This is a genomic window from Kaistella palustris DSM 21579 (assembly GCF_000422265.1).
Taxonomy (GTDB): domain Bacteria; phylum Bacteroidota; class Bacteroidia; order Flavobacteriales; family Weeksellaceae; genus Kaistella; species Kaistella palustris.
On sequence record NZ_KE383812.1, the window covers coordinates 115,764 to 140,061 of the forward strand.

Consider the following 24,298-nt stretch of genomic DNA (forward strand, 5'->3'; position numbering starts at 1 on the left):
CATGGACGAATTATATGAAAAGGAAAGCAGTTCTTTTGATCTGCAGGCTGAATTAAGTAAATATTTAAAAAAATGGCCCTGGTTTCTATTGTCGCTTCTGGTAGCGCTCGTTTTAGCCTGGCTTTATCTGAGGTACACGCCAAAACAGTATGCGACTTCCGCCTCCGTTCTGATCTCCACAGCAGATAAAAAATCCAGTTCGGTTTCTTTGCAGGATTTTACAAACCTGTCTTTGGGTGGTGATTTAGGTGGGAATAATTTACAGGACGAAATCGCCATTATGAAATCGAAACCACTTCTTTTTGATGTGGTGAAGAAATTAAATCTGGATGTGCAGGTTGCTAATGAAGGGCGGGTAGTAACGACGAACATTTATGACCAGACACCCATTTACGGCATTCTGAAAATTTCGGATCAAAAAAAATTTAATGCTAAAACTTTTAAGATTTCTCCTGTAAATGCACGGCAGTTTAAACTGAAGGAAGAAGGAGTTGCGGATAAAACCTACGCGTACGGCCAAAAGATCAGTGTACCGTTTGCCGAATTTACTTTGTACCGTCGTCCGGACCTGGAATTCAAAGACACAAAAACCGTCACGTTGCTTCGTCCCGTCGAAGTCGTCAACAGGCTCGAGCAGAATATCATTGCAAATCAGGATTCCAAAAACAAGTCGAGTATCATTACCCTGACCCTGAATGGGAAAATCCCTGAAAAATCTGAGCATATACTGAATGAACTGATCAAACAGTATAACAAAGACGCCATCGACAACAAAAATCTGGAGTCAGAAAATACCGCAAACTTCATCGACAGCCGCCTGGACCTGATCACCAGGGAACTCGGCAATATTGAGGAGCAGAAAGCCACCTTCAAAAGAAACAACCAGATCACCGATCTGGCTACGCAGGCCCAGCTTTCAGTAGAAAACGCCAACGATGCGACTAAGAAGATCATGGATGTCGGCACTCAGCTGGAGATGGTCAATTCGGTCCTAAGCTATGCGAACTCCGCTAATAACGAACAGCTCTTACCGACCAATCTTGGCATGCCTTCAGGTCTGGATAATGTGATCAATGAATATAATCAACTGGTCCTGACCAGAAACAAGACTTTGCGACAGGCAACCCCTACCAATCCCGCGGTGATCCAGTTTAACCGTGATATTTCCTCTATGCGCGGACTGATTAAGGAGAACCTGCAGAAATCACGCATTTCACTCCAGTCGAAAATGGGCGAACTGCAGCAAAAGGTGAATGAAAGCAAAGCTGCGGTCGGTAAATTCCCCGGACAGGAGAAAATTTTCAGAAATATTGACAGGCAGCAGAATATTAAGGAAGCCCTGTACCTTTTCCTGCTTCAGAAGCGCGAGGAAACCTCCATTTCACTGGCTGTTACGACTCCAAAGGCAAGGGTTGTAAATCCGGCTTATACCAATACAAATCCTGTTTCGCCCCAGAGCTCAAAAATATACCTGATTGCCTTTGCACTCGGTCTCGCTTTGCCTTTTTTACTGTTCTACGTCTACTTCTTTTTTGACAACAAGATCAGCAATAAGACCGACATCACCCGCGCCCTACCCAATATTCCCCTGCTCGCTGAGATCCCAACGGCCAATCCCGAAACCGGCGACCTTGTGATGAAAAACGACCTGTCGATTTATGCCGAAGCGTTCCGCATCCTGACAACCAACCTGAAATTTATGATCAATAAAATTCAGGACCGTGCGCCGGTTATTCTGTTTACCTCCTCTGTTAAAGGTGAGGGTAAAACCACCGTCTCAGTAAATTCAGCCATGACTTTGAGCAGCAAGAAAAAAGTCATCCTGATTGGCTCCGATCTGCGTAACCCCCAGTTGAAAAGATATACCCCGGCAAAAGGTCTGGGCCTGGCAGATTATCTGGCCGATCCTGAAGTGCAGATTTCAGATATTGTTAATCCTTCCGGGCTTCACGAAAACCTGTCGATCATTGATTCCGGCACCATACCGCCGAATCCGACTGACCTGCTCGAAGACAACCGTCTGAAAGAGTTGATCGACAGTTTAGTCACCCGGTTTGATTATGTTCTGATCGATTCCGCGCCCATGATGATGGTAAGTGATACTTTCCACCTTCTTTCCTCGGCAGATGTGGTGGTATATGTCACACGTGCCAAATACACACAGAAACAGCTGCTCGATTATGTAAACACCGTCGCGGCGGACGAAAACGTCGCTAAAATTGGTGTTGTGCTAAATGATGTAAACAAAGATGAGCTGCGATACGGCTACGGCGGCAAATATGGGTATGGTTATTATAACGAAGATCAGAAAGGTTTCTGGACCCGGCTTCGTAATAGATTTTAACTGCGGTCAGATCAATTTATACAAGGTAATCTTCAGCGCGGAAAGAAGCGCTAATAAATAATATCTAAAAATGCCCGACTTTTCAAATTTAAAAAGCAAAAAAGTACTCGTCAGCGGCGGTGCAGGTTTTATCGGTTCAAATCTGTGTGAGGCTCTGCTGCAGCACGGTGCAAATGTCACCTGCCTGGATAACTTCGCCACCGGCAAAAGAGAAAATATTGAACCTTTCTTTTCAAACCCCGAATTTACATTAATTGAAGGTGACATCCGAGATGTTGAAACATGCCGGAAAGCCTGTGAAAACCAGGATTTCGTACTTCATCAGGCGGCTTTAGGCTCGGTACCCCGCTCGATAAATGATCCCATCACCAGCAATGAAGTCAATGTTGGTGGTTTTCTTAAAATGCTGGTCGCAGCAAAAGATGCTGGTGTCACGCGGTTCGTATATGCTGCAAGTTCATCCACCTACGGCGATTCAGAAAGTTTGCCTAAAGTAGAAGATGTCATAGGGAAACCTCTGTCGCCGTACGCCATTACCAAATATGTGGACGAGTTATATGCAGATGTTTTTAAACGGACGTATGATTTTGATACCATCGGTCTGAGATATTTTAACGTTTTCGGACGACGTCAGGATCCAAACGGCGCATATGCTGCGGTCATTCCAAAATTTGTAATGAAGCTCATGGCGAACGAGTCGCCCGTCATTAACGGCGGCGGTGAATATTCGCGTGACTTTACCTATATCGACAATGTGGTGCTGATGAACCTTTTGGCTTTGACCTCGGACAATCCCGAGGCGCAAAACGAAGTCTATAATACTGCTTTCGGCGAACGAACAACTTTAAATGATCTGGTAAAATACCTGAAAGAATATTTATCCGAATTCGATCCTAGAATTGCAGACGTCGAGGTAAAATATGGAGATTACAGAAAAGGCGATGTCCCCCACTCTTTAGCTTCGATTGATAAGGCAAAAATATTATTAAATTATAATCCCCAGTTTTCGATGAAGGAGGGTTTAAAAGAAGCCGTGACCTGGTACTGGAACAATTTAAAATAAAAGTATGCAGCATAAAATAACAGTTTTAGGTTTAGGATATGTCGGTCTGCCTCTAGCAAGACTATTCGCCACCAAATTCCCCACCGTAGGCTTTGATATCAATCAGGGTCGCGTGAACGAACTTAATGCGGGACACGACGATACCCTGGAAGTTTCAGATAAACTTTTGAAATCCGCTTTGGTCAAAAATAACCCTTCAAAGCAGGAAAAAGGTCTTTATTGTTCATACGATCTTAAAGATATTGAGGACTCTAATATTTACATCATCACTGTTCCGACACCCGTTGACAAAAACAACAGACCTGTACTGACGCCGCTGATTAAAGCGAGTGAAACGGTGGGTAAGGTTTTGAAAAAGGGAGATATTGTTATTTATGAATCAACGGTTTATCCGGGAGCGACCGAAGAAGACTGTATTCCCGTCGTCGAAAGAGTTTCAGGCTTGAAATTCAATGTCGATTTTTTTGCCGGTTATTCACCGGAACGGATTAATCCCGGAGACAAGGAACATACCGTAGAAAAAATCCTGAAAGTGACTTCCGGTTCTACGCCTGACGTAGGTATTGTTGTCAACGACATTTATAAATCTGTAATTACCGCAGGAACGCATCTGGCACCCTGTATTAAAGTAGCTGAAGCGGCAAAAGTGATCGAAAATTCGCAGCGCGATATCAACATTGCTTTTGTGAATGAACTGGCAAAGATCTTCAATTTAATGGACATCAATACGCACGATGTATTGGAAGCTGCGGGAACCAAATGGAACTTTCTTCCCTTTAAACCAGGTTTGGTTGGTGGGCATTGTATTGGTGTTGATCCTTATTACCTGGCCCAGAAAGCGCAGGAATATGGTTATCATCCGGAGATTATTTTAGCAGGACGAAGACTCAACGATTCTATGGGACAATATGTCGCGTCACAGGTGATCAAAACAATGATCAAAAAAGATATTGCTGTTAATAATGCAAAGATATTGATGCTTGGTATTACCTTTAAAGAAAACTGCCCGGACGTACGAAATACGAAAATTGTCGATGTTATCGCAGCTTTAGAAGATTACGGAACCACTGTAACCACCTATGATCCGTGGGCGAATTCCGAAGAAGTAAAGCATGAATATAGTATTGAAAGTACATCAGAAATTCCAACCGAAAAATTTGATGCTATTATTTTAGGCGTTGCTCATAGACAATTTTTGAATATAGATCTGGCTTTTTTGAAAAAAGAGAGAGCTGTTATATATGATGTAAAAGGTGTTCTGAATAATGCAGATAGATGTTTATAGAAGTCGCAAATAAGACCGCAAGATTTATCATTTACAGGAGTAATAATCTACAGAAATGAGTTTAAAAAAGAAGGCTTTATCTGGGGTGTTTTGGTCATCTATGCAGTTATTTGGGACGCAGGGTATTGGCTTCATAGTAACAACGATTCTAGCACGAATTTTATTACCTTCAGAATTTGGATTAATTGCAATGCTTGGCGTTTTTATAGGATTAGGAACAGCTTTAATAAACAGCGGCTTAACTCAATCTTTAATTCGAACGCAAAATTTGGATGAAGAAGATTATTCCACCGTGTTTTTTTTCAATTTATTAGGTAGTTTTATAATATATGGAATTATTTTTTTTGTAGCGCCCTTTATTGCTGAATTTTACAATCAAAATTTGTTAACATTAATTATTAGAGTTTATTGTGTAACCTTTATCATAAATGCTTTTTCAGCTATTCAAATTACGCGGTTAACTAAAACGATGGATTTTAAAACCCAAACGAAAGTCACGGTACCATCAATAATCGTCGGAGGTATTGCGGGAATAATAATGGCATATAATGGATATGGAGTGTGGAGTTTAGTATGGAGTGGGATCATACAGTCATTAGCGGCGACCATTCAATTGTGGTATTGGACAAAATGGAGACCTCTGCTGGCCTTTAATTTGAAAAAGTTTAGATATCATTTTCATTATGGCGTAAAACTTATGTTTTCAGGAGTCATTGATATTGTTTTTACTAACGCTTATACATTAATTATTGGAAAATTTTTCATGCCAGCTCAAGTTGGTTTTTATAATCGTGCGGATAGCTTACAAATGTTGCCAGTAGGAAGTATAAGTTCCATTATAACGAAAGTATCATTTCCAATGTTTTCCGCTATACAATATGATGATGTGCGATTGAAAAATGTATACAAGCGAATTATGCAAATGGTTATTTTTCTCGTTGCACCTGCTCTTATTTTGATGGCTGTCTTAGCAGAGCCATTATTTCGTCTGTTATTTACGGAGAAATGGCTGCCAGCAGTACCTTATTTTCAGATTCTTTGTTGCAATGGTATACTATATCCTATACACTCCTATAATTTACAAATATTGAATGTAAAAGGCCGAAGTGATTTATTTTTAAAATTGGAAATAATTAAAAAAATCGTAGCTGTTTTGGTAATAGTAATCTCTTTAAATTTTGGCATTTATGGATTATTATATGGAAGCGTTATAACATCTGTTCTTGCCTTTTTTATCAACACTCATTATAGCGGGAAATTTTTGGATTATACCGCATGGGAACAGTTTAAAGATTTAGTACCGACCATAATATTAAGTCTTTCTGTAGGAGCAATAATTTATTTTTTTGATCAGGTTCTAGTAAATAATTTTTTTTATGATTTTAGTAGATTAATTTTCGGAGGTCTATTTGGAGTCCTATTATTTTTAGCAACATCATATCTTTTTAAAATAAGTTCATTAATTGAATTAATTCATATAATTAAACGAAAATGATACCCGTAACAAAACCTTTCCTTCCTCCGCAGGAAGAATATAACAAATACTTGACAGGTATTTGGCGACGCAATTGGCTCACCAATATGGGACCATTAGCCAGCGAACTAGAAATGAAATTAAAAGAACATTTGAAATTAGACCATTTGCTATATGTAACTAATGGGACAGTTGCCTTACAAATGGCCATAAAAGCATTTGATCTGAAAGGCGAAATTATTACAACCCCTTTTTCATTTGTTGCTACTACCAGTAGCATTGTTTGGGAAGGTTGCGAGCCCGTTTTTGTCGATATTGAAGAAGAATCTCTCAATATTGATACCTCTAAAATTGAAGCAGCCATTACCGAAAATACCACAGCTATTCTAGCAACACACGTATATGGGAATCCTTGCGATGTCGTGGCGATAGAAAAAATAGCTAGAAAATACCATCTTAAGGTTATTTACGATGGAGCTCATGCTTTTGGAGTCCAAATAAATGGAAAGTCAATTTTTGAATATGGGGACATTTCGATTTGTAGCTTACATGCCACCAAATTATACCATTCTATAGAAGGTGGTTTAATTATAACGAAAGATGCTACGCTACTCAAAAAGCTGGCTTATATCCGCAATTTTGGCTTCAATGGACCCGAGGCATTTGCTGAATTAGGAATCAACGGGAAAAACTCTGAATTTCATGCTGCCATGGGATTGGCAAATTTGGAATATATTTCACAAATCACTGACCAACGTAGAAAATTAACTTTGCAGTATGATGATAAATTAAAAATGCTACGGGCTAGGCGACCATTGTGGCATTTGAATTCAGAAAATAATTTTGCATATTATCCCATTGTTTTTGAAAACGAGACAACGATGTTAAAAAGCATGGAATATTTAAAAACCCATGAAATTTTCACCCGCCGTTATTTCTATCCTTCGTTAGCCAATACCTTACCTTATTTGGAACCACAAGATTTTGAAATAACCGATAAAGTGGCTCAGTGTGTTTTATGTTTACCATTATATCCAGATTTATCTTTGGAAGAAGTAGATTTTATTTGCAGGTTATTATTAAGAGTTCAAAATAATTAAGATGAAAGTAGCGATTATGCAGCCTTATCTTTTTCCATATATTGGTTATTTTCAATTAATAGCTGCTGTAGATAAGTTTGTTGTTTATGACGATGTAAACTTCATTAAAGGCGGTTGGATTAACAGAAATAATATTTTAGTAAATAAAAAAAGTAATTTATTCACAGTACCTTTAGATAATTCTAGCTCTTTTTTCTTGATTAATGAAACAAAGATAAATTTAAAGCTCTACTCTATTTGGAAAATTAAATTTTTAAGAACTATAGAACAATCTTATAAAAAAGCACCTTTTTTTAATGAGGTTTATTCTTTAATAGCGAATGTTTTAGATAATTATGAAGGAGATTTGATTAGTAAATTGGCTGTAGCTAGCATAAAAAGTGTTTGTGAACATCTTAAGATCCAAACAGAAATTATAGCAACATCAGAAACTTATAATAATAAAAGATTAAGTGGACAAGAAAGAGTATTAGATATTTGTAGCATTGAAAATGCTACATATTATATTAATCCAATTGGAGGACTACAATTGTATTCGAAAGAAATCTTTAAGTCAAAAAATATAGAATTAAATTTTATTAAATCATATTCCATTGCATACAAACAATTTGATAATAAATTTGTATCATGGCTATCAATCATTGATACAATGATGTTTAATTCAGTTGAAGAAATAAATATAATGTTGGATAAATATGAATTAGTATGAAAGAAGATGTTTTAAAATTACTTGCTGGTAATAATACTAAAGAAGATGGAATTTACATTCCCCAAGATTTAGAAAGTTATGTGGATAAACTAATCCAATTTTCTAAAATTATTGCCGTTCATGAACATGGAGCATTTCAAGGATTTATATCTTATTATAAAAATGACTCTCAAAAGAAGCTTGGTTATTTATCTATGCTTTTAATAAATAAAGAATCTCAAAGTTTTGGAACAGGATCTTTCCTTTTAAAAACTGCAATTGAAGATCTCAAGAAAGAATTGTTTTCTGTTTTTCAGTTAGAAGTGCTTAAAACAAATAGTAAAGCGATTAATCTTTACAAAAAGTTTGGATTTAAAACTATCAAAGAAAATGGACATTTATTACTAATGGAATTGGAATTAAAAACATATGATTAAAGTTAGTGTTCTGATGATCACCTATGGTCACGAAAATTATATCCAAGAAGCAATTGAGGGAGTTGTAATGCAAAAATGCGGTTTTGAAGTAGAATTAATTATTGCAAACGATAATTCACTAGACAAAACGGATGAAGTAGTTGTTAATTTTTTAGCTAATAAAACAGTACCCGATAATATTATTATAAAATATACAAAACACGAAGTTAACAAAGGAATGAATCCAAATTTTCTTTGGGCAACGCAACAAGCAACTGGGAAATACATTGCACTTTGCGAAGGGGACGACTACTGGACTGATCCGTTAAAACTACAAAAACAAGTCGATTTTTTGGAGGAGAATGGGGACTGTTCATTATGCTTTCACGGCGCAAATTATATAAATGACAATTCAGAAATTTTATCAATACATCGCCCGCTACGAATCCCAGATAATTTTAAATTTGGGATGAAAGACGCTATACTTGGAGGTGGAGGATTCATAACTACAAACTCCATGGTATTTCATACAAAATATATAGAAAAATTTCCTCGTTGGGTGAATGATGCGCCAGTTGGTGACATTCCGCTAATGTTGGTGTTAGCTTCGAAAGGTAAAATTGGTTATATTGATCAAGTTATGAGTGTTTACAGAGTTGCTAGTGTAGGCTCTTGGAGTAGTATTATGGCTGATGATAGACAAAAAGTAAAAAAACACCACTACGCTATTGCAAAGATGTGGTCTGAGTTTGATAAATGGAGCCACAACAGATACTTTTTTTATATCATCAGAAAAAAAATAAAGAATGAATGGCATTTCCAGAAAAGCAATTTGAAATTTTTATTAGGTAATTTTAAATAATAATCGTAATGTTTTTAAAATAGAATAATCTTAGCAAAAATTCCAAAATACCTTTTAAAATAAAAATACTAAAAAATGAAAATACTTATTGCAGGCGACTTTGTAATAACCCATTCTTATAGCGCTTCAAAAATAAATAAAAATGTTATCAGCTTATTTGCAGATTCCGATATAAATATAATTAATCTAGAAGCACCAATTACCGAATCAAATTCTAAAATCCTTAAAACGGGACCAAACCTAAAAGTAGATAAGCAATCTACGTTAGAAGCTCTTAAAGCCTTGAAGGTTAATGTTGTTACTTTGGCTAATAATCATATTCTAGATTATGGTGAACAAGGCGTGAAAGACACTTTAGATTTGTGTGAAAAAAATAATATAAGAACCGTAGGGGCAGGATTGAACTTAGAACAAGCATCTACAACTTTACATTTTGAAGGTAAAGATATTAAAATTGCAGTTGTTAATTTTGCTGAAAATGAATGGTCTGCGGCCGAAGAGTCTTCAGCAGGTTTTAATCCGATGGATATTATTGACAATGCCGAACAGATAAAAGCTGCAAAAGATATAGCGGATCATGTAATTGTAATAGTACATGGCGGACATGAATACTATAATTTGCCAAGTCCTAGGATACGTAAACAATACCGATTCTATGCAGAACAAGGAGCAGATATAGTTGTGGGGCATCATTCGCACTGTGTAAGTGGTAATGAAATACATAATGGTATTCCTATTTATTACAGTTTAGGTAATTTTATTTTTACTAGTCCTAGTAATTATGAAGACTGGTATGAAGGTCTAATACTAGAAATTAATATTTGTGATGGAAAAATAAACTGTAATTTACATCCTATAGAGCAAAAAAAAAACAGTTATGAACTTTCACTACTGTCCGGAAAAGAAAAGGAAACCGTGTTTCGAAAAATTTCTTATTATAGCTCCACTATTACCAATGATTTTAAAATTATGGCAAATTGGGATGACTATGTTGCAATGCAATCAAAAGAATATTTAAACTATTTATCGCCATTATCTTTTATAAAAAACAGATATGTTTCCGGTTTTTTAAGAAAATTAAATATTAATTTTTCTGGTATAAAGGGTAGTGCTTTACTACTAAACATGTTAAGATGTGAAGCTCATCGCAACCTATCGATAGACGTAATTAAAAATTTCCTAAGAACAAGAAATTATTAATTAGAGTTATTTTAATGGAAAAAATAAGATTATTCGTTTTATATTTATATTTATTTGGTTTGAGTATTGAAAACTGGTCGCCATGGGGTAATCAAACTAGTTTGCTCCGTCCTACGCTGATATTTGGGATGCTTTATGTCATTATCTCATTAAAAGATTTGCGTAGAAATTTTAGAGTAGGAAAAATTAAAAATTTGTTATTTCCTGCATTATGGGTTTTTTTTTGGATTTCTTTTGTATCATTCTTCAACGCATCTTTTAAAGGGTACGAATATAATTTTAATTATACTCTTTTATCTTGTATTTTATCATTTTGGCTGTTATCAAATGATTTAAGTCGGTACTATTTTTTACGTAAACATTTTTTATATATTATCTTAATAAATGGAATATTCATTTCTTTTTTATCTTATTTCCAAATTGGGATTGATAAAGGTTATATGGATCGACAATCATTATTAGGAAATAATTCAAATATAATCGGTTTGACCTCATCTATTTCCCTTCTTATAATATTATATATAATTATAGAGAATTTAGAAAAAATTAATAAAAAAAGATATTTACTGTTATTTTTTATTCCATTCCTATTGCAGACAATTGCTAAAACGGGGTCAAAAGGAGCACTAATATCATTAAGTGTAAGTTTAATAACATACTTTATCATTCTCAGAAAACCAATCGGTCAAAAAATTCCATTAATAATATTAGGTATTGTTGGTTTTATTATTGGAGCTTTCTATATGCTTCAAAACGAAGTTTTAGCTGAAAGATGGCGTGATTTTGTAGAAACAGGAGATACTACAGGTAGAGCGGAAAGGTGGGAATTAGCATTTGACGTATTTTTACATAATCCTATTTTTGGAGTAGGGGAAAACGGACTTGCGACTATAGCAAAGGCAGAATTTGAAGATGAAGGATATGATCCACATAATGTATATTTATTTGTAATGGCAACAGGAGGTATAATAGCAACTGTACCATTTGTCATTTTCTTATGTAGAATTTTACAAAGAGGTTACAATAATAAAAATATATGGAAATCTAATTTACATCTAATTTTATTTTTAATTATGCTAATATTTTGGTTTAAAGCAGGTGGTGGTCTAAACTCTAAATTAGCATGGGCGTATTTCGCATTGATTTCTTATACTCCATATAAATCTATTAAATTTAAAAAATTATGATCCTTGCAATACACAAAACTGATATCAAGGGATACTTTAGTGATCGCTGGATTGAATACTGTAAAGTCAATAATATTCCCTATAAAATTGTGAATTGTTATTCCAACACTATCATTCAAGATCTTAATGACTGTGACGGACTGATGTGGCATTTTTCCCACGCTCATCCCATAGATTATCAAATCGCTATAAATATTTTAACTAGTTTAGAAGCTGGCGGAAAAAAAGTATTTCCTAACGTAAATTCTTGTTGGCATTTTGATGACAAGGTATCACAGAAATATTTGTTAGAAAGCATAAATGCACCGATTATTAAATCATGGGTTTATTATTCTAAAAAAGAGGCACTAGAAATTATGTCTAAAATTTCATATCCAAAAGTGTTTAAACTAAAAGGAGGTGCTGGGTCAGCTAATGTAAAGCTAATAAAAAATAAGAACGAAGCCGATAAGTACGTTTGTAGAGCTTTTGGTAGAGGTTTTCGACAGTTTGATAGGTTAACTCTTTTTAAAGATACTTTCACAAAATTCAGAAGAAGGGAAATTAAAATCAAAAATTTAATTTTAGAATTTGGTAAAATTTTCGTTAAATCCGACTATGAGAAGGTAAAAGGAAACGAGAGTGGATATATATATTTTCAGGACTTTATACCAAATAACGATTCTGACGTGAGAATTATAGTGATAGGAGACAGAGCTTTCGCTATAAAAAGAATGGTCAGAGAAAATGATTTTCGCGCCTCAGGTAGTGGATTAATACTTTATGATAGAAAACACATTGATGAAAGGTGTGTACAAATTGCATTTAATACTTCTGAAAAATTACAATCTAATTGTCTAACATTTGACTTTCTATTTGATGAAAATAATCAACCGCTAATAGCTGAGATAAGTTATGGTTTTTTTCAAGGGGCATACGACGATTGTACCGGTTATTGGGATAAAAATCTTAAATGGCACGATGAGAAATTTATTCCACAAAATTGGATGGTGGATGATCTACTCGCGGAGATAAATCTTAAAAAATGATAAAAATTTTATTTGTAGTTTCTCATCTTGATCCTCAAGGTCCAAATAAGCAATTATATTACCTTTGTAAAACTTTGGATAAGAATCGCTTTAAACCTATTGTAGTAACTACATCACAGATAAATTTTGAAAAAAGTTTACATAAAGAGCTTCGAGCTGAAGAAGTAGAGATACATAATTTTCGTTTAGGAAAAATAAAATCTTTATTCAATGCAAAAAAGAAAATTCGAGAGATCATTAAGTCTGAAAATATTGATGTTATTTTAAGTTACGGATTTAGATCAGATTTTATGTGCTCTGGCTTAAAAAACGTTATCAAAGTTACAAGCATAAGAAATACTTTACTGGTAAATTGGGAATTTACGTGGGGTCCTTTTCTAGGTAAAATTTTAGGTGAAATTAATTTGTATTATATTAAGAAATTCGATTATATCATTGCTTGTTCTCAATCAGTTTCTACATATCTATCTACTCTAAATCTGAAAACTACTATCATAAGGAATAGTGTAGATACAAAATCTGTTTTAAAAAATCTCCCTTATTCTAAAGAACTTGTATTCGAAAAGGCTAAAAAATTCGCGACATTTATTACAGTCTCAAGCAGATTGAAAGGAAAAAACATTGAATTTCTTCTTGAATCTTTCGTAAAACCAGAATTAAATTTATACAATCTTTTTATTGCTGGGTATGTGGAACCGATATTGAAAAATAAATATTCACATTATCCTAATATTTTCTTTTTAGGCCATGTAGATAATTTACAGCATTATTTATATACCTCTGATTTCTTTATATCATCTTCTTTGCATGAAGGTATGCCAAATGCTGTGTTGGAAGCTTTAACTTTAGGAATTCCCGTTATTTTGTCGGATATAGAACCACACAAAGAAATAATTTTTCATCAAAATTATAAAATTGGCGTGGTCTTTAAGAATGATTCTTTTTCTTCCTTACACAAAAATGTTGACGTTTTGGTAAATTTAGATTATGATAAACTCTCTCAAAATTGTAGAGTATCAATGATGGAAAATTTTTCGGTTGAACAAATGACCATTCATTATGAAAATTTTTTTTCGTCAATAGTCCGGAAATAATAATAATAATAATAATAATAATATGAAGATAAAAAATAAAACACTCCTCATTACTGGTGGAACCGGTTCCTTCGGAACCGCAGTACTCAACCGTTTTTTACACACCGATCATTTTAAAGAGATCCGCATTTTCTCGCGCGACGAAAAAAAACAGGATGATATGCGTAATTTTTATCGAAACGATAAAATTAAATATTATATCGGTGACGTAAGGGATTACACCAGTGTAGAGCCGGCTACCAGAGGTGTCGATTACGTATTTCATGCAGCAGCACTAAAGCAGGTTCCATCTTGTGAGTTTTTTCCTATGCAAGCGGTAAAAACAAATGTAGAAGGTACTCAAAATGTAGTTAGAGCAGCATCATCTAATGGGGTAAAGAAAGTGATTTGTCTTTCGACCGATAAAGCTGCTTACCCTATCAATGCGATGGGAATTTCTAAAGCAATGATGGAAAAGGTAGCCGTTGCAGAATCCCGAAATCTTAAGAATACTGTGGTATGCCTGACCAGATATGGTAACGTAATGGCCTCCAGGGGTTCTGTAATTCCCCTCTTTTTAGATCAAATTGAAAAAGGCCAGGAAATTACCATTACTGACCCGACAATGACCCGGTTTCTAATGTCTTTAGACGAAGCTGTAGAACTTGTTTTATTTGCTTTTGAACACGGTAACCCGGGTGATTTATTTGTCAATAAAGCGCCAAGCTCCACCATAGGTGATCTGGCGAGAGCTGTTCTGGACTTGAAAAACGCAGACAACGCCATCCGCATAATCGGCACCCGACATGGTGAGAAATTGTATGAAACGCTTTGCACCCGTGAAGAGATGATCAAAGCAGAAGATATGGGAGATTTTTACAGAATTCCGGCGGATAACAGAGATCTGAATTATGCCCAGTATTTTTCTGAAGGCAGCGAAATTTTACCTGAATTGGTAGATTATAATTCTCACAATACAAAGAGGGAAGATGTTGAAGGTGTAAAAAAATTACTAAAAAATTTGGAGCTATTTAATTAATAATTAAGTTTTTATCAACAATGAAGAAACTAAAAGTAGCTACTATATTAGGCACCAGGCCGGAAATTATACGTTTGGCAGAATGCATCAAAAAGTGTGATATTTATTTTGACCATGTTTTAATTCATACTGGACAGAATTACGATTACGAACTGAATGAAATTTTTTTTGAAGATTTAGATCTGCGAAAACCTGATCATTTTTTAAATGTAGCGGGGAATCATTTAGGCGAGACCATCGGAAATGTAATTTCCAAGTCTTATGAAATTTTGGCTCAGGAAAAACCAGACGCACTTTTAGTATTGGGAGATACCAATAGTGTTTTAAGTACGATTGCTGCAAAAAGATTGAAGATTCCTATTTTCCACATGGAAGCTGGAAACCGATGTTTTGACCAAAATGTACCGGAAGAAATTAACCGTAAAATCTCTGATCATATTAGTGACATCAATCTCACGTATACAGAAAACAGCAGGCGGTATCTGCTAAGCGAAGGTTTCAGAAAAGACCATGTTTTTGTAACTGGATCTCCTTTAAAGGAGGTATTGGAGAAATATAAAAGTAATATTGAAGGGAGCGATGTGGTAAGTACATTAAAATTAGAGGACAGTTCTTATATTGTAGTGAGCGCTCACCGCGAGGAGAATATCGATCTGGGCGATAATTTTGAAATATTGGCTGCTTCTTTAAATGCCGTCGCTGAAAAGTACCAAATGCCGATAATATTTTCTACCCACCCGAGAACTAAAAACAGAATAGAAAAAAACAACATTCAATTCCATCCGCTCATTCAAAACATACCTCCGCTAGGTTTTTTCGATTATGTTAAACTTCAACAGCGTGCATATATCGTTTTGTCTGACAGCGGTACTATAAGTGAAGAATCCGCAATGATGAAATTTCCTGCTGTTAGTATTCGTACCAGTACAGAAAGGCCTGAAGCAATTGATGCAGGGACAATTGTATTGGGAGGTATCGAAACAAACCAAATGATCAATTCTATTGAAATTACAAGAGGATTGTTTGACGAAAACATTGTTTTACCCAATGAATACGAAGTCACAAACACCTCAGATAGAGTTGTAAAAACGATGCAGAGTTATGTGTCAATAATTAATAGAGAAACATGGAGAAAGTAATGGATAAGAAGAAGGTATTAATTATCGGGACAAAAGGGATGGCCGGTCATATGATTTTTAACTACCTAAAAGAAACAGCATCTTTTGAAGTCTTTGGGATTGCCCGAAATATACCGAACGCAGAAAACATTTTTAACATTGATGTCTCCAATACTGAAGAACTGAAGAAAATATTTGAAGATATAAAATTCGATTACGTAATCAACTGCATTGGAATTCTAAATAAGGATGCGGAAGATCATCCTTCAAAAGCGATTTGGTTCAACAGTTATTTTCCGCATTTTCTGGAAGAAATAACTGAAAACACATCTACAAAAGTAATTCACATCAGTACAGACTGCGTTTTTTCTGGAAGCAGGGGCGCGTATACTGAAAACGATTTTAGGGATGGTAAGGGATTCTATGCACAGTCAAAGGCATTAGGCGAAATCATCAATAAAAAAGATGTTACGATACGTACATCTATTATTGGTCCTGAACTTAATAATGATGGTATTGGTTTATTTCACTGGTTCATGTCGCAGCCAACTTCAGGCAAACTGAAAGGCTACTCAAAAGCGTATTGGTCTGGCTTAACTACATTAGAACTCGCGAAAGCAATTGTACAAATTATTGAACAAGATATTACGGGTTTAATTCAAATTGCTCCTCAAGAGAAAATAGATAAATTTAACCTCATATCCCTATTCAATACCCTTTATCTACAGGGACAAATTGAAATTAAGCCTGATGATCAATACATCGTAGATAAAAGTTTAAAAAGCGTACGTAAAGATTTTAACTACAAAGTACCTAATTACAAAGATATGCTGGCTGAGCAGAAAAAGTGGATTCAGGAACATCAACACCTTTATTCGTACCGAATCGTTTAGGAAGTAATATGAATATACTAATACTTAGTCAATATTTTTGGCCGGAAAACTTCAAAATAAATGATATTGCCTTAGGCCTGAAAGACAAAGGACATGAGGTGACGGTTTTAACCGGAATACCTAATTACCCTGATGGGAAGATATATCCCGGTTATAAAAACAAGGCATCAATTGAGACTTGGGAAGGAATTAAAATCTATCGGGCTAATCTTTTTCCGCGCGGCAGCGGGGGTGGTCTCAGATTGTTCTTAAATTATTTCTCCTTTGCTTTCTTTGCAACTTTTAAAATATTTAAGGTAAAAGAAAAAATCGACTGCGTATTGGTTTTTGAACCGTCCCCAGTGACAGTTGGTGTTCCCGCCATCTTTTACAGAATTTTTAGAAAAATACCGTATGCGTTTTGGGTTCAGGATTTATGGCCAGAAACATTGACAGCCGCAGGAGGAATAAAAAACAAAGGAATATTAGGCTTTTTCAATTGGCTGACAAAAAGTATTTACAGAAAATCAAGTGTTTTATTTGTACAATCTCGAACTTTTACCGATTATATCGTAACACAAGGAATAAAAAAAGACAAAATTGTGTACTTGCCAAATTCTACTGAAGAATTCTACAGATATATCGACAAATCTGATAAATACGACTCATTATTACCGCCGGGCAAAAAAGTGATGTTTGCCGGAAACATAGGAGAAGCACAAAGCTTGGACACTTTTTTGCACGCAATGAAAATAGTTGTAGAAAAAGGGAATATCTTCAATTGGATTATAGTCGGAGATGGGCGCTATAAAACGGATCTTGAAAAGAACGCGGCGGACTTAGGATTAACAAAATTCATACATTTTGTTGGCAAATTTCCCTCTGAAGAGATGCCCCACTTTTTTTCAAATGCTGATGCTTTATACCTTTCTCTAAAAAAAGACTATATATTTTCTTTGACTATCCCCTCAAAACTCCAATCCTATCTTGCTTGTGGCAGGCCAGTTTTAGCCAGCCTGGATGGTGAAGGTGCGAAAATCGTGCAAGAATCGGCGGCAGGATTTGTAAGTCCTTCCGAAGATTTTAACGAGTTAGCGGTTAATATTGAAAAAATTATCAATTTAACTGAAGAGCAAAAGGAGTTACTCGGTCAAAACGCATTACAATATTATAATGCAGAATTCAAAAGATCAATCGTGCTGGAAAAATTAGAACAAAATCTCCAAGGAATACTGCAATGAACATCACCATCACAGGAGCATCAGGTTTCGTAGGCCAAAATCTCACCACTTACCTGAGTGACCTGGGATATTCCGAAACAGCTTTATCACTGCGCAGTGACAATTGGATTTTTGAAAAGGATGCAGACGCGATAATTCATTTAGCAGGAAAAGCGCATGATACCTCAAATACCTCCGATCCGCAATCTTACTTTGCGGTAAACAGAGATTTGACCATACAGCTCTTTGATCGTTTTTTAGCTGGTGATATTCGGGATTTTTTCTATTTCAGTTCCGTGAAGGCCGTCGCCGATACAGTCCACGATACCTTGAACGAAGATCATATTGCAACTCCGCAGACACCCTACGGAAAATCAAAATTGGAAGCCGAAAGGTATTTGCTCGCCCAGGATCTCCCCGCCGGGAAAAGACTTTTCATTATTCGCCCCTGTATGATTCACGGGCCGGGAAATAAAGGCAACTTAAATCTGTTATATAAAGTAGTGCAGAAAGGAATTCCCTGGCCTTTAGCTGCTTTCGATAATAAGCGTTCTTTTTTAAGTATTGACAATCTTAATTTTCTGGTTTCAGAAATGTTAAAGAATGACAGTATGCCGTCAGGAGTATATCAGTTTGCGGATGACGAAAGTCTATCTACCAATACTTTGGTTAAAATTATTGCGAACGTCTCGGGCAGAAAACAAAAGCTTTGGAAAATCAATGCAAAATTCATTTCAAGCTTGGCAAAGGTTGGTGATATGCTGAACTTACCGCTGAATTCCGAACGCTTAAAAAAACTGACAGAAAGTTATGTCGTATCAAATACCAAAATAAAAGAAACCCTGGGAGTCAACAGGTTACCCGTTTCTGCGGAAGAAGGCCTGAAAAAAACCATCAAAAGTTTTCAAAATTAATGGAATACCTAATAGTCATAGCCGTTTTAATTATAAGCATTCAAATCTATTTCGCCATCGCCAAAAAATACCGCATCATTGATAAACCCAATGAGCGCAGTTCTCACCGTCGTATTACCCTGCGGGGTGGCGGAATTATTTTTCCTTTTGCCTTTCTGATCTTTATGGGCAAAGAAATCCTCTTTAACCACTACCCACTTTACCTGGAGCCGGAACCGACACCCAATTTCTGGCTCTTTGGCCTCGGGTTGCTGATCATCTGCACCATCAGCTTTATCGATGATATTGTCGATCTTTCTTCCAGGATACGCCTGGTCTTCCATTTTATTGCGGTCACCCTGCTGATGTATTTTTTAAATGCTTTTCAGCTTTTTCCGGTTTGGGTAATACCGGTCTGTTACATTCTGATCGTCGGCATCCTTAATGCCTATAACTTTATGGATGGCATCAACGGTATTTCCGGCCTGTACAGCATGGTATTGCTCGGTTCCCTGTGGTTCGTCAATGAATATCTGGTTGAATTTGTAACTTCAGATTTCATTGTCTACCCTATTCTTGCGGCGGGTGTCTTCCTTTATTTCAATTTCAGGAAAAGAGCGAAATGTTTCCTCGGCGATATCGGCAGCATGGGCATCGCTTTTTGGATCCTTGGCCTACTTGGCCTTTTAATTATAAAAACCGGTGAACTGAAGTATCTGCTTTTTCTTACGGTGTATGGTATTGATGTCATTGCCACCATCGTGGAAAGGCTGAAAATGAAAGAAAATATTCTGAAACCACACCGGCGGCATTTGTATCAGATGTACGCCAACGAACATCAGATCGATCACCGCCTCATCAGTTTTGCCTATGCCTTCCTGCAGGTCATCATCTGTATTTTCGTGATCAAACAGGAGCAGCTCGGCTACCTGATTTTTCCTGTGGTGGCCATACCGGCCCTCGTTTTATATATCATTTTAAAATTCAGAGCCAAAGATCTCGAAACAATGTAAGGTTTTGCCCCAAATTCCGCAGAAGCAGTACTGCTTTCGTTTGACCGTGATGAAATATGAAATGGCGAACTCAGCAAACTGAATTTTAGTGCATATTCCTCCAGCCCCCGACTTCATCAAAAACGGGCAAAAACCAAGGTAGTTTCTGTGAAAGCGTTCAAGTCAAAACAGTAGCAGCAATTCTTATAATAAACCTTTTTTCGTTCCGCGGCAGCCACCCCGGAAATACCCAATTGTTAACTCCCACTTCCTTCATGCTTACTTCATGGATACTTCATGGATACTTCATGGATAGTTCATGAAAATCAATTTCAAAAATCGGTCTTAATTGCCATCCTGAACCCCCAAAAAAAAGACCTCATCACCGGACTTTTTTCGAAACCTTTCCTGGACTTTTTAAAACTCCGGTAACCCACAAAAAAAAGCGATGCAACCATTAAAGATTACATCGCACATATTTAATACCGGCGCAGAACCGGCCGCTTAAATTTTCTAACTCACCCACATCACAAGCAAATAAGTAATTCCCGCCACCATCGCCGAGATTGGTATGGTCAGGATCCACGCCCAAAGCAAACTCACCGTAATGCCCCAGCGTACCGCCGAAACCCTCTTGGTAAGGCCCACACCGATGATCGCTCCGGTAATGGTGTGCGTGGTGGAGACCGGTATTCCAAAATGTTCTGAAATGAAAAGCGTGATTGCACCAGAGGTTTCCGCGGCTACACCTTCCAGCGGCGTTACTTTGGTGATGCGCGTTCCCATGGTTTTTACGATCTTCCAGCCACCACTCATGGTTCCCAAAGCGATCATTAAAAATGACGTAAACGGTACCCAAAAATAATGTTTTACAAAGTAATTGAACTGGTGCGTACCGTCCAGCGCGAGATAGACCGGATCGTGCAGCGTCTGCACATGGTGGTAAATAACGGCTGCACCGATGATTCCCATCACTTTCTGCGCGTCATTGGTACCGTGGCCTAAACTGAAAAGCGCCGAAGAAACCAGCTGTAACTTTTTGAAGACGTTATCGGCTTTCCGCGGACTTGTCCGTTTGCTCACATTGACGATGATCAAAGTGATGATGATCGAAATGACGGAGCCGATGACCGGCGCCAGGAAGATAAAAAGAAAGATAGGGATTACCTTGTCGTAGCGCACCACGTTCTGGGAAAACAGCTGCTTAAAGGCCAGGATCGTCTTGTCAAAAGTCGACAGGTCGGGCTGTGCCGCGGCAATAAGGTGATAATCCGACGTGAAGGCAAACATCAGCGCAGCGCCCAGAAAACCACCAATCAAAGTGTGCGATGATGATGAGGGAATCCCAAACCACCACGTCAGCAGATTCCATAGGATCGCTGCAATAAGACCCGAGAGGATGACTTCCAGATTAATGAAATCCACATTCACCGACTTGGCGATCGTGTTTCCGATCTTGAATTCGCCGATCACATAAGCCGCCAGAAAGAAGGCCGCAAAATTCCAGACTGCCGCCCAGAGAACTGCCTGAAAAGGCGTAAGTACTTTTGTGGAAACAATGGTCGCGATCGAGTTCGCTGCATCGTGAAAACCGTTGATATAATCGAATATTAAAGCAAGAACTATAATAACGATGAGTAAAATTGGTAAATCCATTCTGTATTTATATTAATTAAAGAACAGATTAAGCATATTTTATCAGGATGCTGTCGATCGTGTTGGCCACGTCTTCCGCTTTATCGGTCACGTTTTCCAGATATTCCAGCACCGCTTTAATTTTCATGATCTTAATGGCGTCACCGCTTTCGAAAAGTTTTACAATACCCTGACTTAGCACATCATCGGCAAGGTTTTCAAAAGAATTGATCTTGATGCACGATTCTTTTACCGCTTTGGGATCCTTAAAATCCTTTAGGTTGAAAATAGCGTTCTGTACCTCGATACAGGATTTGTAGATCAGCAGTGTAAATTCGGTGTAAGCGGGATCCAGCGGCGCTTTGTAGAGGTAAATATATTTTGCGGAAGCATACATAAAATCAGCAATATCATCCAGGCCGCTGGCGAGATGGCTGATGTCTTCACGGTCAAATGGCGTAATGAAATTTTCGCCCAGCTGCACGAATATCTCGTGCGTAAGGTCGTCCATTCGGTGCTCATAATCGCTCATGTGCTGCAGCATGGTGTCATCATTAATATCGAAATCCAGCAGACTTTCGTGAAACTCCTTCGACATATCCACGAGTTCCTGTGCCACCTTTTCGAATAAAACAAAAAACACCTTGTCTTTTGGTTGGAACATTTTAAAAATATTTCCGATTCCCATGATAATTCATTTAATAATTAGTCCTGCAAATTTCCGAAAAAGAGTTGGAGCTTTTCCTTTTTAATATTAAGTTTTATTAACATTGCCGATATCTTGCGCACAAAAAAACCGGCGGAAATCAATCTGCCGGTTCTGTATAGTTTTCAGGAATGAAGTTTAAGAGGCTTCTTCAGCTCTCATTTCTTTTCCTTTGAATTTCTGCGTCTGCAGGCCTTTCAGCACCTCATCTTTGTAAGATTTCTCTACTTCAAAGAACGAGAATTTCTCCAGGATCTCGATCTGACCGATATCCGGTCTTTTTTTCGATTTTGCTGTGGATTTGTTAATGATCTCCAGCATATCGATTTTTTTCAGGTGATCTCTTTTTCCTAAATTAAAGAAGAACCGCACCATATCACCGCTGTCTTTGCGCGGTTTTCTGAACTCGCGGTTGCCACCATCGCGCGATTCACGGTTTCCACCGTCTCGGTCTCTGCCAAAATCACGGCCGCCATCCCGGCCGCCACCAAATCGGTTGCCACTGTCGCGTCGGTCTCCACGGTCGCGGTCCCGGCCTCTGCCACGGTCGCGTCGGCTGTCACCTCTGTCGTCACTGTTGAATTTCTGGTCTGCCAGATCATCTTTATCTTTATAATAAAGCGCCATTTCACGCAGCTGCAGTTGCAGAAGCTGATGTACCAGCTCTTCTTTGGTAAAGGCCGAAAGGTCAGGAATCAGTTCACTGTCGAACTCCACCAGGCTTTCATGCTCGGTAAAAAGCTTTTCAAACACACCTGCGACCTGCGCTTCGATGATTTTCTTGCCGGTCGGGATTTTCTTTTCTACAATATCGATTTTTGTCGACTGCTTGATCTGCTTTAATTTACGTGATTCTTCAGGTTTAATTAAAGACATTGAAATTCCGTCTTTCCCCGCACGACCTGTTCTTCCGCTTCGGTGTACGAAAACTTCAGGATCATCCGGAAGCGAATAATGGATCACGTGGGTAAGCGAATTTACATCAAGTCCACGTGCTGCAACGTCGGTCGCTACGAGGATATCAATATTTTTCAACCGGAATTTCTTCATCACCGTATCACGCTGCGCCTGCGAAAGGTCACCATGCAGTGCATCGGCGGCATAACCGTTCTGCATCAGGAAATCGGCTACTTCCTGCGTTTCCATACGCGTTCTGCAGAAGAGGATCGAATATTGGTTCGGATTGGCGTCGATCAGCCTTTTCAGAGCTTCTTTTTTATGACGGTATCCCACCACGTAATATTCGTGCTTGATGTTTTTCTTCACCTCATTGATCGAACCTACCGAAATTCGGTGCGGACTGGTCAGGTAATTCTTGGAAATTCTTTCCACCTCTTTGTTCATCGTCGCCGAGAACAGGAAGGTTTGTTTGGTTTCCGGTGTTTCTCTTAAAATGGTTTCCAAATCATCTTTGAATCCCATTGAAAGCATTTCATCAGCTTCATCTAAAATCATCCATCTGATCTCCGAAAAGTCAAGTGCCTTCCGGTTGATAAGGTCGATCACACGGCCCGGCGTGCCCACAATGATCTGTGGTTTGTCCCGCAGGGATCTGATCTGGTCAGTAATACTGCTCCCACCATAAACCGCTGTGGTTTTGATGTTCTGCATGTACTTCGAGTAATTTTTAATGTCTTTGGTAATCTGCAAACAAAGTTCTCTGGTTGGGCACAGCACCAATAATTGGATTTTGCGACTCCCGTCGTCAATCATATCCAAAATCGGAAGCGTAAAAGCTGCTGTTTTGCCTGTTCCCGTTTGCGCAAGTGCGATTAGATCGCGTATATCTGTAGAGATAAAAGGAATAGTCTGTTTTTGGATTTCTGTTGGGCTCACAAAGCCCAGTTCGCCAATTGCCTTCAGGATTGCAGGACTTAAATTGGTCTCCGTAAATAAATTCATGTAAAAGATCGTCTATAAATTGGGTGCAAAGATAAGTTTTTATTTTTGATAATAAAACAGGGCTTTTATTAAATTACTGTTAATAAACTCTCCGCCGCATAACCACAATCCAGCCGTAATTGCAACCACGGTTTCCACCACAAACAACTGTTTTTCACCGTTAATTCCACTTCACATCTCCGTCTTTTTCTTTATTAATGA

Annotated in this window: 21 protein-coding genes; 18 read left to right on the forward strand and 3 right to left on the reverse strand. The window is 37.4% G+C overall.

The genetic code is table 11. The features are described 5' to 3' along the window. Window position 1 precedes the first annotated feature (1 nt). The 18 genes from H562_RS14995 (at window position 2) to H562_RS0110685 (ending at window position 19,875) form a co-directional block, all read left to right on the forward strand. Window positions 2–2,344, forward strand: coding sequence for a GumC family protein (locus H562_RS14995; RefSeq protein ID WP_034691084.1), 2,343 nt, complete (start codon window positions 2–4; stop codon window positions 2,342–2,344). 70 nt (window positions 2,345–2,414) lie between these two features. Next, entirely contained in the window at window positions 2,415–3,407 is a 993-nt protein-coding gene (locus H562_RS0110605; RefSeq protein WP_027377489.1) for an SDR family oxidoreductase, read from the forward strand. 4 nt (window positions 3,408–3,411) lie between these two features. Further along, the gene (locus H562_RS0110610; protein WP_027377490.1) at window positions 3,412–4,692 is read left to right on the forward strand and encodes a nucleotide sugar dehydrogenase; all 1,281 of its coding nucleotides are present in this window, start codon (window positions 3,412–3,414) and stop codon (window positions 4,690–4,692) included. 55 nt (window positions 4,693–4,747) lie between these two features. After that, window positions 4,748–6,187, forward strand: a complete 1,440-nt coding sequence (locus H562_RS0110615) for a lipopolysaccharide biosynthesis protein (RefSeq protein ID WP_027377491.1) — start codon at window positions 4,748–4,750, stop codon at window positions 6,185–6,187. After that, window positions 6,184–7,266, forward strand: a complete 1,083-nt coding sequence (locus tag H562_RS0110620) for a DegT/DnrJ/EryC1/StrS family aminotransferase (RefSeq protein WP_027377492.1) — start codon at window positions 6,184–6,186, stop codon at window positions 7,264–7,266. Before H562_RS0110615 ends, H562_RS0110620 begins: the two co-directional genes overlap by 4 nt. A gap of 1 nt (window position 7,267) precedes the next feature. After that, window positions 7,268–7,975, forward strand: a complete 708-nt coding sequence (locus H562_RS0110625) for a WbqC family protein (RefSeq protein WP_027377493.1) — start codon at window positions 7,268–7,270, stop codon at window positions 7,973–7,975. Further along, the gene (locus H562_RS15000; RefSeq protein ID WP_034691085.1) at window positions 7,972–8,391 is read left to right on the forward strand and encodes a GNAT family N-acetyltransferase; all 420 of its coding nucleotides are present in this window, start codon (window positions 7,972–7,974) and stop codon (window positions 8,389–8,391) included. The genes H562_RS0110625 and H562_RS15000 overlap by 4 nt, the downstream gene beginning before the upstream one ends. Further along, complete coding sequence (locus H562_RS15005) at window positions 8,384–9,232, forward strand: glycosyltransferase (protein WP_051190481.1); 849 nt, start codon at window positions 8,384–8,386, stop codon at window positions 9,230–9,232. The genes H562_RS15000 and H562_RS15005 overlap by 8 nt, the downstream gene beginning before the upstream one ends. Window positions 9,233–9,307: 75 nt before the next feature. After that, window positions 9,308–10,432: a CapA family protein gene (locus H562_RS15010; RefSeq protein WP_051190482.1), complete on the forward strand. Its 1,125-nt coding sequence runs from the start codon at window positions 9,308–9,310 to the stop codon at window positions 10,430–10,432. Window positions 10,433–10,446: 14 nt separating this feature from the next. Continuing rightward, a complete protein-coding gene (locus H562_RS0110645; RefSeq protein WP_084466360.1) occupies window positions 10,447–11,619 on the forward strand; it encodes an O-antigen ligase family protein in 1,173 nt (390 codons plus the stop codon). Next, entirely contained in the window at window positions 11,616–12,647 is a 1,032-nt protein-coding gene (locus tag H562_RS0110650; RefSeq protein WP_027377495.1) for an ATP-grasp domain-containing protein, read from the forward strand. Before H562_RS0110645 ends, H562_RS0110650 begins: the two co-directional genes overlap by 4 nt. Further along, window positions 12,644–13,741 (forward strand): glycosyltransferase family 4 protein, encoded by a 1,098-nt coding sequence (locus tag H562_RS0110655; protein WP_027377496.1) that lies wholly within the window; start codon window positions 12,644–12,646, stop codon window positions 13,739–13,741. Before H562_RS0110650 ends, H562_RS0110655 begins: the two co-directional genes overlap by 4 nt. 22 nt (window positions 13,742–13,763) lie before the next feature. Continuing rightward, the gene (locus tag H562_RS15015; RefSeq protein ID WP_034691086.1) at window positions 13,764–14,759 is read left to right on the forward strand and encodes a polysaccharide biosynthesis protein; all 996 of its coding nucleotides are present in this window, start codon (window positions 13,764–13,766) and stop codon (window positions 14,757–14,759) included. A gap of 20 nt (window positions 14,760–14,779) precedes the next feature. Continuing rightward, window positions 14,780–15,898: a non-hydrolyzing UDP-N-acetylglucosamine 2-epimerase gene (gene wecB / locus H562_RS0110665; protein ID WP_027377497.1), complete on the forward strand. Its 1,119-nt coding sequence runs from the start codon at window positions 14,780–14,782 to the stop codon at window positions 15,896–15,898. After that, window positions 15,886–16,770, forward strand: a complete 885-nt coding sequence (locus tag H562_RS0110670) for a dTDP-4-dehydrorhamnose reductase family protein (RefSeq protein ID WP_051190483.1) — start codon at window positions 15,886–15,888, stop codon at window positions 16,768–16,770. The genes wecB and H562_RS0110670 overlap by 13 nt, the downstream gene beginning before the upstream one ends. Further along, window positions 16,725–17,990, forward strand: a complete 1,266-nt coding sequence (locus tag H562_RS0110675) for a glycosyltransferase family 4 protein (RefSeq protein WP_156831990.1) — start codon at window positions 16,725–16,727, stop codon at window positions 17,988–17,990. The genes H562_RS0110670 and H562_RS0110675 overlap by 46 nt, the downstream gene beginning before the upstream one ends. Beyond that, the gene (locus H562_RS0110680) at window positions 17,987–18,883 is read left to right on the forward strand and encodes an NAD-dependent epimerase/dehydratase family protein (RefSeq protein ID WP_027377500.1); all 897 of its coding nucleotides are present in this window, start codon (window positions 17,987–17,989) and stop codon (window positions 18,881–18,883) included. The genes H562_RS0110675 and H562_RS0110680 overlap by 4 nt, the downstream gene beginning before the upstream one ends. Next, complete coding sequence (locus H562_RS0110685; RefSeq protein ID WP_027377501.1) at window positions 18,883–19,875, forward strand: MraY family glycosyltransferase; 993 nt, start codon at window positions 18,883–18,885, stop codon at window positions 19,873–19,875. Before H562_RS0110680 ends, H562_RS0110685 begins: the two co-directional genes overlap by 1 nt. 492 nt (window positions 19,876–20,367) lie before the next feature. On the opposite strand, the gene H562_RS0110695 is transcribed toward H562_RS0110685, so the two are convergent. From H562_RS0110695 to H562_RS0110705, 3 genes are all read right to left on the reverse strand, one after another. Then, a complete protein-coding gene (locus H562_RS0110695) occupies window positions 20,368–21,510 on the reverse strand; it encodes an inorganic phosphate transporter (protein WP_027377502.1) in 1,143 nt (380 codons plus the stop codon). Between the two features lie 28 nt (window positions 21,511–21,538). Then, on the reverse strand, window positions 21,539–22,177 hold the full coding sequence (locus H562_RS0110700; protein ID WP_027377503.1) for a DUF47 domain-containing protein: 639 nt from the start codon (window positions 22,175–22,177) through the stop codon (window positions 21,539–21,541). Between the two features lie 156 nt (window positions 22,178–22,333). Continuing rightward, entirely contained in the window at window positions 22,334–24,097 is a 1,764-nt protein-coding gene (locus tag H562_RS0110705) for a DEAD/DEAH box helicase (protein ID WP_027377504.1), read from the reverse strand. Window positions 24,098–24,298: the final 201 nt, after the last annotated feature.

Coding starts and splice junctions, on each gene's coding strand:
- H562_RS14995 (WP_034691084.1), top strand. CDS start 2: ATGGACGAATTATATGAAAAGGAAAGCAGTTCTTTTGATCTGCAGGCT.
- H562_RS0110605 (WP_027377489.1), top strand. CDS start 2,415: ATGCCCGACTTTTCAAATTTAAAAAGCAAAAAAGTACTCGTCAGCGGC.
- H562_RS0110610 (WP_027377490.1), top strand. CDS start 3,412: ATGCAGCATAAAATAACAGTTTTAGGTTTAGGATATGTCGGTCTGCCT.
- H562_RS0110615 (WP_027377491.1), top strand. CDS start 4,748: ATGAGTTTAAAAAAGAAGGCTTTATCTGGGGTGTTTTGGTCATCTATG.
- H562_RS0110620 (WP_027377492.1), top strand. CDS start 6,184: ATGATACCCGTAACAAAACCTTTCCTTCCTCCGCAGGAAGAATATAAC.
- H562_RS0110625 (WP_027377493.1), top strand. CDS start 7,268: ATGAAAGTAGCGATTATGCAGCCTTATCTTTTTCCATATATTGGTTAT.
- H562_RS15000 (WP_034691085.1), top strand. CDS start 7,972: ATGAAAGAAGATGTTTTAAAATTACTTGCTGGTAATAATACTAAAGAA.
- H562_RS15005 (WP_051190481.1), top strand. CDS start 8,384: ATGATTAAAGTTAGTGTTCTGATGATCACCTATGGTCACGAAAATTAT.
- H562_RS15010 (WP_051190482.1), top strand. CDS start 9,308: ATGAAAATACTTATTGCAGGCGACTTTGTAATAACCCATTCTTATAGC.
- H562_RS0110645 (WP_084466360.1), top strand. CDS start 10,447: ATGGAAAAAATAAGATTATTCGTTTTATATTTATATTTATTTGGTTTG.
- H562_RS0110650 (WP_027377495.1), top strand. CDS start 11,616: ATGATCCTTGCAATACACAAAACTGATATCAAGGGATACTTTAGTGAT.
- H562_RS0110655 (WP_027377496.1), top strand. CDS start 12,644: ATGATAAAAATTTTATTTGTAGTTTCTCATCTTGATCCTCAAGGTCCA.
- H562_RS15015 (WP_034691086.1), top strand. CDS start 13,764: ATGAAGATAAAAAATAAAACACTCCTCATTACTGGTGGAACCGGTTCC.
- wecB (WP_027377497.1), top strand. CDS start 14,780: ATGAAGAAACTAAAAGTAGCTACTATATTAGGCACCAGGCCGGAAATT.
- H562_RS0110670 (WP_051190483.1), top strand. CDS start 15,886: ATGGAGAAAGTAATGGATAAGAAGAAGGTATTAATTATCGGGACAAAA.
- H562_RS0110680 (WP_027377500.1), top strand. CDS start 17,987: ATGAACATCACCATCACAGGAGCATCAGGTTTCGTAGGCCAAAATCTC.
- H562_RS0110685 (WP_027377501.1), top strand. CDS start 18,883: ATGGAATACCTAATAGTCATAGCCGTTTTAATTATAAGCATTCAAATC.
- H562_RS0110695 (WP_027377502.1), bottom strand. CDS start 21,510: ATGGATTTACCAATTTTACTCATCGTTATTATAGTTCTTGCTTTAATA.
- H562_RS0110700 (WP_027377503.1), bottom strand. CDS start 22,177: ATGGGAATCGGAAATATTTTTAAAATGTTCCAACCAAAAGACAAGGTG.
- H562_RS0110705 (WP_027377504.1), bottom strand. CDS start 24,097: ATGAATTTATTTACGGAGACCAATTTAAGTCCTGCAATCCTGAAGGCA.